Raw genomic sequence first — 14,650 nt, 5'->3', positions numbered from 1 at the left:
GGCCTCGGGATGTTCGCAACCCCATGGGTTGCGTCACTTGCGCCACAAATCGGGCGTCAGCAGGGCGATGATGGCCAGGGTCTCCAGCCGGCCGAGCACCATTGCGGCGCATAACACGGCTTTTGCGCCGGTCGAAAAGGTCAAGATCGGGATGACCTCGTCGGCCGCATGTTCGATCAGCGGACCGGTCGTCGACAGGGTGGCAATGGCCAGGACGATGGATTCCTCGAATTCGATCCCGAAGAGGCCCAGCACCAGCGTCACCACCGTCAGCGACACGGCAAAGAGCATGAAGAAGACCCAGGCGATGAAGGCCCCGTTGCTCTGCAACCGGCGTTGCCCGCGCCCGGCGCTGGTGACCGACGACGGGTAGACCAGGCGTTCCATCTCGCGCAGGCCGTTGAGATAAAGCGCATAGACACGCAACAGCTTGACCCCGCCGGCCGTCGTGGCCACGCCGCCGCCCATCATGGCCAGGCCCATCAGGATGATGCCCGAGGCGCTCAGCCCGGACCAGCTTTCGGACATGGTCCAGTCGGTGCTGACGAATCCGGTGGTCGTCAGGTAGGACATGACGGTAAAGGCCCCGCCCCACAGGGCCCGCGCGGCCTCGCCCGGGTGGCCGACCATGTCGATGTCATAGGCGCCGAACCAGTGGCGGGCAAAGAGCACGACGGGCACGCCGAAGATCAGCAGGACCGCGACGCGGAATTCCGGGTCGGTCAGCAGGTTGCGCGTGCGCCCGCCCGACAGGGTGTCGTCGGAAAAGGTGATGCGGCTGAGGGCGAAGATCATGAAGCCGAACATGGCCACCTCGCCCACCCGGCCCGCGGCGCTGCCGTCCAGCCCGCCGACGGGCGACAGGCCCGACGTGGCCATGACCGACATGGCATGGCACAGCGCGACCAGGGGCCGTTCGCCCGCGGCCAGCAGGATCATCATCAGCGCGCCGGTCAGCCCGGCATAGATCGGCACCAGCATCGCGCCCACCCGGCGCAGCCGTTTCGCCGGATCGGCCCGGGTCATCATCAGCGTGCCGGGATCGGCGCGGCCGGGCTCGCCCCGGGCGGTCACTTCGAACCCGCCCAAGCTCATCGGCGCCAGGATCGCCCCAGCGGCCACCCACATCAGCAGCCCGCCCAGCCAGGCGACCTCGGCCCGCCACAGGTGCAGGGCGTCGCTCAGCCGGCGCGGATCGTCGAAAAGGTCGATGCCCGTGGTGGTCACGGCGCTGACCATGTCGAGGTAGGCATTGATGAAACTGGTGGTCTGCAGCGTTTCGTAGAACGGCAGGGCCAGGTAGAGCGGCAGGAAGGCAAAGGCCCCGAAGATGGCCAGCAGCTGGCGCATTTCCTCGCGGTCGGGGCGCACGCGGCCCCGGGCCAGGGCGATCAGCGCAACCAGGATCAGGCCCAGCGTTCCAGCATAAAGGAACGACCGCGCGGCCAGGTCGTCATCCTGCATCGTGGCCAGCAGCGCGGGCGGATACATGGCCGCGGCCGAAATGGCCAGCAACAGCAGAAACAGGGTCAGTCGGCCGGGGCCGTTGCGGGATCTGTTTCTGGCGCGGGCGCGGCTCATGTCAGAAGAAATCGATCGAGACCTGCATCAGCCGCTCGATCTCGGGCACGTCGGCGGCCATGGCAAAGATCGCCACCACGTCACCTTCGTCGATCCGCAGCGCGCCGGCCGGCCGCAGCACCTTGTCGCCCTTCATCACCGCACCGACCAGGGCACCTTCGGGGAAATCGATGTCGCGCAGGCGCTGGCCGGCCATGGGTGAGGTGCTCATGACCTCGGCCTCGATGACCTCGGCCTCGGCATCGCCGATCGAATAGACCGCGCGCACCCGGCCATGGCGGACATGGCGCAGGATCGAGCTGACGGTGGTGGCGCGCGGGTTGATATAGGCGTCGATCCCGAGCGGCTCCATCAGCGGCGACAACGTCGGATCGTTGACCAGAGCGATGGACATCTTGGCGCCTTCGGCCTTGGCGCGCACGGCGGCCAGCATGTTGGTCTTGTCGTCATCGGTGAGCGAGATCACCGCATCGGCCTGGGCCACCCCGGCCTCGTGCAACAGCGCCGCATCCAGCCCGTCGCCATGCAGCACGATTGTGCGTTCCAGCGCTTCGGCGGCGATCTCCGCCCTGCCCCTGTCGCGTTCGATCACACGCGCCCGGATGCGCCCCTCGCCCTTTTCCTCAAGCGCGCGGGCGACTGTCAGCCCGACATTGCCGCCGCCAACGATGACCACGCGGTCCTGCTTGGTCTGGGTCTTGCCCATGACTTCCAGCGTCCGAGGCACGTCCTCACGGTGGGAAAAGACATAGACCGCGTCGCCGGCAAAGATCTGGTCGCCCGGTTCCGGCGCAAACAGCGTGCCCTCGCGGCGAATGCCGACAACCACCGCCCGCAGCGTCGAAAACAGGTCGGTCAGCTGGCGCAGCGGCGTGTTCACCACCGGGCAGCCTTCGTCGATCTGTATGCCCAGCAGCTGGGCGCGGCCGTCCATGAAGGTTTCGATGTCGAAGGTCGCCGGCGCCCGCAGCCGTTTCAGCGCGGCCTTGGCCACTTCGCGTTCGGGGCTGATGACCACGTCGATCGGCAGGTGGTCGCGGCGGTAGAGATCGGAATAGATCGCGTTCAGGTAGCTCTGCGCGCGCAGCCGGGCGATCTTGCGGTTGATGGAAAAGACCGAATGGGCCACCTGGCAGATGACCATGTTGACCTCGTCCGAATAGGTCGCGGCGATGATCATGTCGGCGTCGCGCGCGCCCGCATTGTCCAGCACGTCCGGATAGGACGCGAATCCCGCAATGCCCCGCACATCCAGCGTTTCGGTGGCGCGGCGGACCAGTTCGGGGTTGCTGTCGACCACGGTGACATCGTTCAGCTCGCCCGAGAGATGCCGCGCAATCTGCCAGCCCACTTGGCCCGCGCCGCAAATGATGACCTTCATCAGAGTTCTCCCAGGCGATCCGACTTGAGATGACCGGAAGTTTCTGCATGGCAGAGAGGCGGATAGGGGTCAATTCAATTGTCACGGGCCGCGACATGGGACATTCTCTCATCATGAAACCGATCCTGCCCCTTTCCCTTCTTCTGGTCGCCGGCGCCTGTGCGCCGCTCGCGACCTATTACAAACCCGGCGTAGAGGTTGCGCGGCTGGAAACGGACACCACCAATTGCCAGGTCACAGCGGCTCAGGAAGTGCCTCCGAACAACCAGATCCGGTCCAGCCCGGCCTTCTTCTACCCCAGCCTGTCCTATTGCGGCGGCGGAGGCTGCTTCTACGGAAACCCGTATTGGGCTGACAGCTACGTCTATACGATAGATGTGAACGAACCGTTGCGCCGGAAGGTGACCGAGCAATGCATGGGTGAAAAAGGCTATGCGCCCGTGCGCATCCCGATGTGCCCCGTGGGAATCAGCGTGCCGCCCGGCCGCACCGAACGCCTGCCGGTCCTGACCCCGGACTCCTGCGCCGTGCGCAATTCCGACGGCAGTTTCCAGATCGTCGAGCTGCGCTAGGCGCGCGGTGAAAGTTCGAATTCTAGGCAAATGATGCCAAGCAGGCCCGGGCGCGTTTCGGGCCTGTTAAGGATTGCCCCCCATGTTGAACGGGGTTGTGCCCGGATGTCCGGTGTCACGGCCTGTCCTGTTCAATTCAACTGGCGCAGCAGGGGGCGCAATCACCGGCATGAAGCATCTGACCATCGCGCACAAGCTTACCGCATTGATTATCGCCATGGCGGTCATGGTCGGCTGGATGTGCCACCTCATGGTCGGCCGCCTGCACGACAGCGCTTATGATACGCGCCATGAAATGCTGCAGACCCAGGTCGAAAGCGCCATCGCGATCATGGCGCATTACCACCAGATGGAGCTTGACGGCACGCTGACCCGCGACGACGCCATGGCCCGGGCCTTTGCCGCCGTCGGCGCCATGCGGTATGAGCCCCACGGCTATATCTTCGTATCGGATGCCGACGGGATCTTCTTGGTGCATCCCAGCACGGCCCTGGTCGGCACCGATCAATCCGGGCTGGCGGATGAAACGGGTCGGCTTTTCGTCCGTGAATTCATCGACATCGCCCTCGCCGGGGGCGGGCTGACCTATTACAAATGGGCCCTGCCCGGCCAGGATCCCGACCTGCTCTTCGACAAGGTCAGCTATACCGCGCTGTTCGAACCCTGGGGGGCCGTGGCCGGCACCGGGGCTTATGTCGAAGACATCGAAACGATGATCGCGGCGGAACTTCGGCGCATGACCATGATCGGCGGTGCGACGATCGGGCTGATAGCCCTGCTGGCCATCATTTTCGGCCGCACCATCACCCGGCCGCTCAAACGGGTGCGCGCCGCGCTCGATGCCGTGGCGCAGGATGATACCGACGCCTTCATTCCTTACACCACCGGCACCAACGAAGCCGGGCGCATGGCAAAATCGACCTTTGAATTGCAAAACAAAGTCCGGAAACGCCTGGCGTTGGAACGGGAACAGGCCCAGGACCGCGCCGCGCTGGATGCCGAGCGCCAGCAGAACCAGGCGCGCCAGCAGGCCGAAGGTGAACGCCAGGCCCATGTCGTGGCCACGATCCGAACCGCACTCGAAGCCGTGGCCGATGGCGACCTGACCGTGCGCTGCGACGATCTCGGCGACCAGGATGCTGCCCTGCGCGAACATTTCAACACCGCCATCGGCAAGCTGGAACAGGCCATGGGACAGGTGACGATCAAGGGTTCGGACATCGCGGCCTCCAAGGACGATATCCGCCGCGCGTCGATGGACCTGTCACAACGCACCGAACGCCAGGCGGCCAACCTCGAAGAAACATCCGCCGCCCTGGAAGAATTGTCCGAAGCCGTGCGCCAGACTGCCGAAGGCGCGCGCGACGCCGCCTCGCGGGTTGTCTCGGTCTCGCAAGAAACGGAAACATCGGATGCCATCGTGAACGAAGCCATCCTGGCGATGAGCGGCATCGAACAATCTTCGGCCCAGATCGGCAACATCATCGGCGTTATCGAAGATATTGCCTTCCAAACCAACCTCCTGGCGCTCAATGCCGGGGTCGAAGCCGCCCGGGCCGGCGAAAGCGGCAAAGGGTTTGCCGTGGTCGCCCAAGAGGTCAGGGAACTGGCTCAACGATCCAGCGCGGCGGCCAAGGACGTCAAGGATCAGATCGCCGGCTCTTCGGCTCAGGTTGAAAACGGCGTGCGGCTGGTGGGCGATACCGGCGAGGCTCTGAAGCGCATTTTCGAACAGATCAAGGGCGCCAGCGACATCGTGTCCTCCATCGCCCAGAGCGCATCGGAACAGGACACCACACTGCGCTCCCTGACCTCAGCCATGAACGACATGGATGCCACTACTCAGCAAAACGCGGCCATGGCCGAGGAAACCACGGCCTGCACGCAGGCCCTGGCCAGCGATACCGAAGAATTGCTCAACCTGATCAACCGCTTCCGCGTCTCGGGCCAGGCAACAGCCACCTTCGGAATGGGCGAAGACATGCGCATGGCCGGTTGATCTGTTGGCCCATAAATGCGGCGGATTACTCCGCCGCTTCCTGCGCCTCGTCCACATGGGCCACTCGCGCACCCGCCTTGTTCGTCGTGACCACGCCCAGCGACTTCAGCTTGCGATGCAGCGCACTGCGCTCCATGCCGACAAAAGCCGCTGTCCGGGAAATATTGCCACCAAACCGGTTGATCTGGGTCAGCAGGTATTCCCGCTCGAAAGCCTCGCGCGCCTCGCGCAGCGGCAGAGCGGCCAGCGCGCCAGACATCACCAGACGCCCTTCATCCGAGCCTTTTTCCGCCTCGGTCGGCAATTCGCGCGCCTCGATCGGACCCGTGCCTTCGCCAAGGATCAGCACCCGTTCAACAAGGTTCTTCAATTGCCGCACATTGCCCGGCCAGATCATCGTCTGCATCAGGGCCACAGCCTCTTCCGTCAATTCCCGCAGTGGCAAACCCTGGGCCTGGTTGCAGGACGAGATGAAATGATCGGCCAGGACCGGAATATCCTCACGCCGCTCTTCCAGCGAGGGCACGGCAATCGGCACGACATTCAAACGGTGGAACAATTCCTGCCGGAACGAGCCCGCCGCGATTTCCGCTTCGAGGTCCCTGTTGGTCGAGGAAATGACCCGCAGATCCACCCGCACCTTGTCCGTCCCACCAACCCGTTGGAATTGCTGATCAACCAGAACCCGCAAGATCTTGGACTGGGTGCCGGTCGGCATGTCGGCCACTTCGTCGAAATAAACCACACCGCCGTGGCCCTCTTCCAGCAGGCCCGGCTCTACCCCGCGTTCGGCCGATTCCCGGCCAAAGAGCACCTCTTCCATCCGTTCCGGCGCAATCGAAGCACAATTCACCGACACGAACGGGGCATTTGCACGGTTGGAATTGGCGTGAATATACCGCGCCGCGATTTCTTTGCCGCTGCCTGCCGGCCCGGTCAGCATCACGCGGCCGTTCGACTTGGTCACCTTGTCCAGTTGGCTGACCAACCCGCGGAAGGCCGCAGACTTGCCGATCATCTCGGCGCTCGTCACTTCGCGCCGCTTCAGCGAGGCATTTTCGCGCCGCAGCCGCGAAGCCTCCATCGCGCGACGGATGACCACCAGCAACTGATCGATGTTAAAGGGCTTTTCGATGAAATCGTAAGCCCCCTGCTTGATCGCTGCCACGGCGATCTCGATGTTGCCATGACCCGAAATGATGACAACCGGCACGTCGGGGTTATCGCGTTTCACCGATTTCAGGATGTCGATCCCGTCCATCCGGCTGTCCTTCAACCAGATATCGAGGATCAGCAGCGCAGGCGCCTCGGCATTGATCTGGGCCATCGCCTCGTCCGACGTGCCCGCCTTGCGCGTCGTGTAACCTTCGTCTTCGAGAATGTCCGACACCAGTTCCCGGATGTCGCGCTCGTCGTCTACGATCAGAATATCACTCATCTAAAGTCGCCTCTTTTGCCTGTGGGGCTTTGTCCTCGTCCGCGGCAATCCCAGTGCCCAAAGGCAACCGGATCACCGCCATGGCGCCGACATGGTCCGACCCGTCAAAGGACGGGGCGTCCTGAAGACCCAATGCGCCGCCATGGTCTTCAATGATCTTCTTGACGATGGGCAGGCCCAGGCCCGTGCCCTCGTCGCGGGTTGTCACGTAAGGCTCGAAGAGCCGCGCCCGATCCTCGGGCAGGCCGATCCCATTATCGGCAATCGTCAGCCGGGCAAAGGGCCCATCGGCCCGCAGGCCCACCCGGATCTCGGGCTTAACATCGGCGCCAGTTTTCTGATAGCTTTCAATCGCTTCCCCGGCATTCTTGATCAGGTTTGTCAGGGCCTGGGATATCATCGTCGCATCGAATTCAGCCATCAGCGGCATGTCCGGCAGATCGTCGCGGATCACCACGTCGGGCTGCCCGTTCTGCTGGAGCATCACCACGTCGCGCACCAGCCGCGTCAGATCGGCAGATTGCCGGTCAGGCTCGGGCATGCGCGCAAACTTGGAAAATTCATCGACAATGCGACGCAGATCGTTGGTCTGGCGCACGATCACATCGGTCATCGCATCCAGTCGTTCCGACTGATCGCCGACGATGGGCGAAAACTTGCGCTTGATCCGTTCCGCAGACAGCTGGATCGGCGTCAACGGGTTCTTGATCTCATGCGCGATCCGCCGGGCCACATCCCCCCAGGCCGCCATCCGCTGTGCGGACACCAGGTCAGTCACGTCATCAAAGGCCACCACGTAGCCTTCGAGCCCGCCATCCCCGGCCCGCCTTGTGGCCATGCGCACCAGCAGGTTTTCCTGCCCGTTCTGGCGGACGACCTTGATTTCGTCCTGGGTGACCTCTTTGGGTCCCTGCCGCAACTCCTCGAAAAGTGGGCCGAATTCCGGCACAGCCACGGCCAGCGCGAGCGATTGCTCGTCGCCGGACCAATCCAGCAGCCGTTCGGCCGAGCGGTTCACGAAGGTCACCCTCCCCGCCGGGTCCAACCCGACCACACCGGATGTCACCGAGCTGAGCACCGAATCGAACATCCGCCGCCGTTCCTCGATCTGGCGCGTGTTATCCAGAAGCGTCTGGCGCTGCGCCTTCAACTGGCGCGTCATCTGGTTGAAATAGCGCCCCAGCATGGAAATCTCGTCGTCGCCACGGTCCTCCGGCACCTGCACATCCAGATCCCCGGCCCCGACCCGCTGGGCCGCGCCGGTCAGCCGGCCGACGGGCCGCGACAGCCGTTCGGCAAACCACAGCCCGGCCCAGATCGCGGCCAGGATCAGGATCAGCGCAAAGCCAAGGTAGATCAGCCCGAATTCGAACAGCACCCGGCCGCGTTCGTTTTCCAGCTGTTGGTACAGCCGGACCGTTTCCTGCGTCTCGTCCAGCAGGCTGAGGATGTCGCCGTCCACATCGCGGCTGATATAGAGGAACCGGTCGACAAAGGCCGCCAGCGGGATCAGCGCGCGGAATTCGTTGTTGTCCCAATCCTCGATGATCGCCATGCCGTTTTCACCGGCCTCGATGAATTGATCGCTGGACGGAGTTTCGAAATTGAACAGGTAGGACCGCTCACCACGCGCCCGAATTTCACTAGATCCATCAATGACATAGGCCTCACGCAATCCACGCTGGATTTGCGATTGGCCGTTGGACAGCACCGCCCGCAGCTCGCCATCGGTCATGAAGGCCGTCGAGCGGCGCGCGCGGTTGAGGAAATCGGCCAGGGCCATGGCGTCCTGCGCCAGGTCCTCGCGGTGTTCGGCCTCATAGGCCTGGGCGGCGGCCAGCGAACTGCCCACCACCTGGCGGACACGATCGGAAAACCATCCTTCGAGACCGATGTTGACCGTCAGACCGGCAAAGACCGCCACGGTCACGGTGGGAATCAGCGCGATCAGGGCAAAGGCCGCCGTCAGCCGCAGGTGCAGCCGCGATCCGGCCGACCGGGCCCGCCGCGCCGCAACCAGCCGACCCACCTGCCCCAGCACCAGCGCCGCAACGACGATGATATAGACCAGGTCGGCCAGCAGAATCGCCCGCAGCGAGGGCGACGACGCGCCCTGATCCATCGGACCCAGCACAAGATACGTCGCAAAGGCCAACACCGGCCCCAGAACCACGAGCCCGAGCGTGGCGACATTCTGCATCCGCCGCGCTCGCCGCCATCGGCTGAGCGTCGCCAGAGTTCTGTGTGACCCGCTTGCCACCCACTGCCCCCACGAATTGATGTGCCGCGCAACGCGGCGACCGCCAAATCTCGTGGTCTATCTCCGGTTGTGGGACCGGACCGCCACGATCTGTGACGGTTTTACATCAGTTTGCGGCGCCGTGTCACCTGAATATCCAGATCCGTGATCTTCTTACGCAGGGTATTTCGATTGATCCCCAGCAGATCGGCACATTTCGCCTGATTTCCGCCGGTTGCGTCCAATGCGATCTCGATCAAGGGCAGCTCGACCTCGCGCAGGATGCGCGAATACAGGCCGGGCGGCGGCAAAAGATTGCCGTGCAGGTCGAAATACCGCCGCAGGTGGCGGGCCACTGCGGCCGACAGCTTTTCGGTGTTGCTGCCGCCCATGGCCGGTTCCATCTCGGGCTGGGCGCCCAGGACGACCTCGACCTCAGACCGGGCGATCTCTTCGGCGCGCGACGTCAGGACCAGGCGGCGCACGGCATTTTCCAGCTGGCGCACGTTGCCCGGCCAGGAATAGGCCCGGAACAGCTCCTGCGCCTCTTCCGACAGCACGCGCTTGGGCGCACCTTCGCGTTCGGCCCGGGCCAGGAAATGATCGGCCAAGAGCGGGATGTCATCGACCCGTTCGCGCACGGCCGGCACGTGGATCGTGGCGCCCGACAGGCGATAATACAGGTCCTGCCGCATCTTGCCGGCATCCATCGCGCCCGACAGATCATGCTGGGACGTGGCCATGAAGCGCGGCGCGTGATCGCCCGGCGCATCCATCATGCGCACGATGCGGGCCTGGATCTCGTCCTCGACATCGCCGATCTCATCGATCAGCAGCGTGCCGCCCTTGACCCGCGCCAGCACCCGCGCCGGCCCTTCCAGGTCGCGCAGATCGGCGCCCGTCACGGTCACAAAGGGCATGGTGCGCCGGTCGGAAAAATCGTGAATAGCCCGCGCGATCAACGACTTGCCCGTTCCGCTTTCGCCGCAGATCAACACCGGCAGATCGGTGTTCATCACCCGCGCCACCAGCCGGTAGAGCGATTGCATCACCTGGGTCCGGCCAACCAGCGGCAGCTCGTCAGGCCGTTCGACATGGTCGGGCCGCGGCTCGGCCGGGGCGCGACGCTTCAGCTCCAGCGCGCGGGCCGTCCGTTTCATCAGGTCCGGCAGATCGAAGGGCTTGGGCAGGTAATCATAGGCCTCGGCCTCGGCGGCCTGGATCGCCGTCATGATCGTGTTCTGCGCCGAGATCACGATGACCGGCAGCCCGGGCCGGTCCTGGGCGATTTTCGGCAGCATTTCCAGGCCGTTGCCATCCGGCATGACCACGTCGGAAATGACCACGTCGCCCTTGCCCTCGCCGACCCAGCGCATCAGCGTGGTCAGCGACGAGGTCGCGTGGACCTTGCAGCCGGCCCGCGTCAGGGCCTGGGTCAGCACGGTGCGGATCGTGCGGTCGTCATCGGCGACAAGGACGGTGCCGTCCATGGGGCAATACTCCTAGTTCTGCTGGTCGCGCAATTCGCGCGGCACACGGGGCAAGGACAAGCGGAAGACGGTCTTGCCGGGCACCGAAGTGACCGAGATCCAGCCGTCGTGATCCGAGATGATCTTCGACACCAGCGCGAGGCCAAGCCCCGTGCCGTTTTCGCGCCCCGACACGAAGGGGTCGAAAATGTCGGCCTTGATCTTGTCGGGCAGGCCGGGGCCGTCGTCGATGATTTCCACCTGCAGGGGCAGCGATTGCCCCGTGCCGTCGGACCGGCGCAGGCGGAAGGAATGTTCGAAATAGCTGTGGATGCGGATCGTGCCGCCCTTGGGATCGGCCGCCTCGCTGGCGTTTTTCAGCAGGTTCAGCACGACCTGCAGCAGCTGGTCGGGGTCGCCATAGGCCATGGGCAGCGAGGGGTCGTAATCCTCGATGATCTTCATGTGCGCGCCAAAGCCCAGCAGCGCCGAGCGTCGTGCGCGGTCCAGCACGTCGTGGATGTTGACGGGCCGGAAATCGGGTTCGGTCAGGTTGCCGAATTGCTCGACCTGCTCCAGAAGCTTCACGATACGCCGGCTTTCGGTGACGATAAGATCCGTCAATTCAAGGTCTTCCGGCGTGAGATTCATGCTGAGCAGCTGCGCCGCGCCGGTGATCCCGGCCAGCGGGTTCTTGATCTCGTGCGCCAGCATCTCGGCCATGCCGATGGCGGACTTGGCCGCAGATTTCACCGAATGGCTCTGGGTCATCCGCCCGGCCAGCTCGCGCGGCGAGATCAGCAGCAGCATGTAGCCCGGCCGACCGACCAGCGGCGCGATCTGCAGCGCGCATTGCAGCGGCGCCTTGTTGCCCGAACCGACGTCGATGTCGTTGACGAAAAGCGGCGTGCCGTTCTGGCGGGCGCGGTCAAAGGCCTCTTCGATGGGCGCGTCGATCATCACCTGGTCCCAGACCGGCGTACCTGTCACGGCCTTGGCCGAGGCGTTCAGAAAGCCTTCGGCGGCCGAGTTGATATCGGCAATCCGGTCATCGGGATCGATCAGGAAGCTCGGCAACGGCAGCGAGGCCCAGAGTTCTTCGTCGCGGATCATGCCGCCACCTGCCCCGCCGGATCCAGCGCATCGCCCAGCAGGCGCAGCACCTGCGCCGGGGCCTTTGCGGTCAGGACCGACCGCCGCCGGGGTGCGTCGGTGCCCGCCTCATCCATGTACCAGCCAAGGTGCTTGCGCGCCACGCGCAGGCCCAGCTCGGCGCCGTAGAAATCCAGCATCGCTTCGTAATGTTCTGAAACCATGTCCAAAAGTGCCGATCCTTCAGGGATATCGGGGGCCTTTGCCCCGTAAAGAGCCTGTGCAACCTGGGCCAGCAGCCACGGGCGGCCCTGCGCCCCCCGACCGATCATCACACCCGCCGCGCCCGATGCCGCAAGGGCCCGGGCCGCGCTGTCGGCATCGACAATGTCGCCATTGGCGATCACCGGAACCGTCACCGCATCGACCACCTCGGCGATCGCCGCCCAATCGGCGCTGCCCTTGTAGAACTGGCAGCGCGTCCGGCCGTGAATGGTGATCATCTGCACGCCCGCGGCCTCGGCCCGGGCGGCGACGCCCGCGGCATTGCGCAGCGTGTCGTCCCAGCCCAGCCGGGTTTTCAGCGTAACCGGCACAGACACCGCGCCGACCACCGCCTCGATCAGCCGCAGGGCGTGATCGGGGGTCTTCAGCAGGGCCGAGCCCGAGTAACCGTTGGTCACCCGCTTGGCCGGGCAGCCCATGTTGATGTCGATCATCGCCGCGCCCTGGCCTTCCAGCCAGCGGGCCGCCTCGGCCATCCAATGCGCCTCGCGCCCGGCGATCTGCACGGCGGTATTGGCCACCTGCATGCCCAGTTCGGCCCGTTCGCGCATGGCGGCCTTGGCCTGGACCATCTCCTGGCTGGCCACCATCTCGCTGACGACGAGGCCCGCGCCGAACCGCGCGACGAGGTCGCGGAACGGCCGGTCGGTGATTCCCGCCATGGGCGCCAGAAAGACCGGCGGTGATAAGGGTTTGCCTGCGATGTTTACGGTCACTTGATTAAACCTTGTGCACGTTTGATCTTGCTACAGAGATTGCGGGAAACGCTCAATGTTTCACAGCACCCCAGATGCCCGCTTTCGGTCCAATGCCTCATATTTAAGCATATTCATGTGAAGATTGCGTCACAGGGCGGCTGGGCCTATGAGTGCGCACGGCTGAAACGGGAAGACTGACGTGACGACAACTGCCGCGCTGATCGTGGCCGCCGGGCGCGGCACCCGTGCCGGCGGCGGATTGCCCAAGCAATGGCGCCCCCTGGCCGGCCAGAGGGTGATTGACCATGTGGTGGACGCTTTTGCCGGTTGTGGGCGGATCGATCGTATCTGTATCGTGGTGCATCCCGATGATGTCGACCGGGCCGATGGGTTTCGCCAAGCCGGCCACATGGTGGTCACCGGCGCGGGCACCCGGTCGGGCTCGGTGGGCGCCGGATTGATGGCCCTGGCCGACGATGCGCCCGACCGCGTGCTGATCCATGACGCCGCCCGGCCCTGCATCAGCGCCGCGCTGATCGCTGCCGTGGATGATGCGCTGGCCAATGCGCCCGGCGCCGCTCCGGCCCTTGCGGTGACCGATGCGCTCTGGACGGGCGACGCTGGCCGGGTGACCGGCACCCGCGACCGCACCGGGTTGTTTCGCGCCCAGACCCCGCAGGGCTTTCGCTTTGACGCCATCCTGCAGGCCCACCGGACCCACCCCGCCGAGGCCGCCGACGATGTCCAAGTTGCCCGTGCGGCAGGTCTGGACGTTTCGATCGTGCCGGGCGAAGAGCGCAATCTCAAGGTCACCCATCCCGCCGATTTCGCGCGGGCCGAGCAGATCCTGCTGGGTGGCGCACCGGAGCAGGCTGCGGCCGGGCTCGAACCTGACCACGCACCAGGAGACCAGATGGACATACGCACGGGCAACGGCTTTGACGTTCACCGCTTTGGCCCCGGGGATCACGTGACGCTGTGCGGCGTGACGATTCCCCATGACCGGGGGCTGCAGGGCCATTCCGATGCCGATGTGGGCATGCATGCCGTGACGGATGCGATCTATGGCGCGCTGGCCCGGGGGGACATCGGCCAGCATTTCCCGCCGTCCGACCCGCGCTGGAAAGGCGCCGAAAGCCATATCTTCCTGCGCCATGCGGTCGAACTGGCCGCGGACATGGGCTTTGTCATCACCCATGCCGATTGCACGCTGATCTGCGAATACCCCAAGATCGGGCCCCATGCCCCGGCCATGCGCGCCGAGATGGCCCGGATCATGGGCCTCGACCCTGACCGCGTGTCGGTCAAGGCCACCACCTCGGAACGGCTGGGCTTTACCGGGCGCGGCGAAGGGATCGCGGCGCTGGCCACCGCGACGCTGGTGAAGACATGAGGTTCTGGGCACGTCTGATCGCCACCGTCGGCGGGCTGGGCTATCTCAAGCCCGCACCGGGCACCTGGGCCTCGGCCGCCGCCCTGCCGCTGGCCTGGGCGCTGCATGTCTCGGGCGGGTTTCCACTGCTGGCCCTGGCCACCCTGCTCGCCGGCGCGTCGGGTTATTGGGCGGCAGGCGTCATGGTTGGCCCCGATCGGATCAAGGATCCGCCGGAAATCGTCATCGACGAGGTGGCCGGGCAATGGCTGGCCATCTGGGCGATTTCCCTGCCCGCCTGGCTGCATGGGATCGAGATCACCGTGCTCTGGCCGGGCTGGGTGTCGGCCTTTGTGCTGTTCCGCCTGTTCGACATCTGGAAACCCGGCCCCGTGGGCTGGGCCGATCGCAGCGGCGGGGCCTCGGGCGTGATGCTCGACGACCTGATCGCCGGGCTGCTGGCCGGGCTGGGCACGCTGCTGCTGGCCGGCGTGGCCCATGGATTCCTGATGGGAGGATGAGCC

11 protein-coding genes are annotated in these 14,650 nt (G+C 65.0%); 4 read left to right on the top strand and 7 right to left on the bottom strand.

What is annotated here, in order from left to right; all coding sequences use genetic code 11:
* Window positions 1–33: 33 nt before the first annotated feature.
* Window positions 34–1,581, bottom strand: a complete 1,548-nt coding sequence (locus tag ACK3BB_RS13660) for a TrkH family potassium uptake protein (RefSeq protein WP_428925197.1) — start codon at window positions 1,579–1,581, stop codon at window positions 34–36.
* A gap of 1 nt (window position 1,582) precedes the next feature.
* Window positions 1,583–2,962 carry a Trk system potassium transporter TrkA gene (gene trkA / locus ACK3BB_RS13655; protein WP_428925196.1) on the bottom strand — a complete coding sequence of 460 codons (1,380 nt, stop codon included), beginning with the start codon at window positions 2,960–2,962 and terminating at the stop codon, window positions 1,583–1,585.
* Between the two features lie 113 nt (window positions 2,963–3,075).
* Between trkA and ACK3BB_RS13650 the strand changes: the two genes are divergently transcribed.
* Together ACK3BB_RS13650 and ACK3BB_RS13645 are read left to right on the top strand one after the other, a co-directional pair.
* The gene (locus ACK3BB_RS13650) at window positions 3,076–3,534 is read left to right on the top strand and encodes a hypothetical protein (RefSeq protein ID WP_428925195.1); all 459 of its coding nucleotides are present in this window, start codon (window positions 3,076–3,078) and stop codon (window positions 3,532–3,534) included.
* A gap of 169 nt (window positions 3,535–3,703) precedes the next feature.
* On the top strand, window positions 3,704–5,533 hold the full coding sequence (locus ACK3BB_RS13645; RefSeq protein WP_428925194.1) for a methyl-accepting chemotaxis protein: 1,830 nt from the start codon (window positions 3,704–3,706) through the stop codon (window positions 5,531–5,533).
* A 25-nt stretch (window positions 5,534–5,558) separates the two neighbouring features.
* Here ACK3BB_RS13645 and ACK3BB_RS13640 read toward each other — a convergent pair whose 3' ends face one another.
* From ACK3BB_RS13640 to dusB, 5 genes are all read right to left on the bottom strand, one after another.
* Window positions 5,559–6,971: a sigma-54-dependent transcriptional regulator gene (locus ACK3BB_RS13640; RefSeq protein ID WP_428925193.1), complete on the bottom strand. Its 1,413-nt coding sequence runs from the start codon at window positions 6,969–6,971 to the stop codon at window positions 5,559–5,561.
* Window positions 6,964–9,171, bottom strand: coding sequence for an ATP-binding protein (locus ACK3BB_RS13635; RefSeq protein ID WP_428925192.1), 2,208 nt, complete (start codon window positions 9,169–9,171; stop codon window positions 6,964–6,966). The genes ACK3BB_RS13640 and ACK3BB_RS13635 overlap by 8 nt, the downstream gene beginning before the upstream one ends.
* A 161-nt stretch (window positions 9,172–9,332) precedes the next feature.
* Window positions 9,333–10,700 carry a response regulator gene (locus ACK3BB_RS13630; protein ID WP_428925191.1) on the bottom strand — a complete coding sequence of 456 codons (1,368 nt, stop codon included), beginning with the start codon at window positions 10,698–10,700 and terminating at the stop codon, window positions 9,333–9,335.
* Window positions 10,701–10,712: 12 nt separating this feature from the next.
* Window positions 10,713–11,792: a two-component system sensor histidine kinase NtrB gene (locus tag ACK3BB_RS13625; RefSeq protein WP_428925190.1), complete on the bottom strand. Its 1,080-nt coding sequence runs from the start codon at window positions 11,790–11,792 to the stop codon at window positions 10,713–10,715.
* Entirely contained in the window at window positions 11,789–12,718 is a 930-nt protein-coding gene (gene dusB / locus ACK3BB_RS13620; RefSeq protein WP_428925189.1) for a tRNA dihydrouridine synthase DusB, read from the bottom strand. The genes ACK3BB_RS13625 and dusB overlap by 4 nt, the downstream gene beginning before the upstream one ends.
* A gap of 235 nt (window positions 12,719–12,953) precedes the next feature.
* On the opposite strand from dusB, the gene ACK3BB_RS13615 reads away from it, so the two are divergent.
* Both ACK3BB_RS13615 and ACK3BB_RS13610 read left to right on the top strand, forming a co-directional pair.
* Window positions 12,954–14,147, top strand: a complete 1,194-nt coding sequence (locus ACK3BB_RS13615; protein WP_428925188.1) for a bifunctional 2-C-methyl-D-erythritol 4-phosphate cytidylyltransferase/2-C-methyl-D-erythritol 2,4-cyclodiphosphate synthase — start codon at window positions 12,954–12,956, stop codon at window positions 14,145–14,147.
* Window positions 14,144–14,647 carry a phosphatidylglycerophosphatase A family protein gene (locus tag ACK3BB_RS13610; protein WP_428925187.1) on the top strand — a complete coding sequence of 168 codons (504 nt, stop codon included), beginning with the start codon at window positions 14,144–14,146 and terminating at the stop codon, window positions 14,645–14,647. Before ACK3BB_RS13615 ends, ACK3BB_RS13610 begins: the two co-directional genes overlap by 4 nt.
* Window positions 14,648–14,650 lie beyond the last annotated feature (3 nt).

This window comes from Marinibacterium sp. SX1 (genome assembly GCF_050389775.1).
GTDB lineage: Bacteria > Pseudomonadota > Alphaproteobacteria > Rhodobacterales > Rhodobacteraceae > Marinibacterium.
This window is presented reverse-complemented; position numbering and strand designations above follow the sequence as displayed.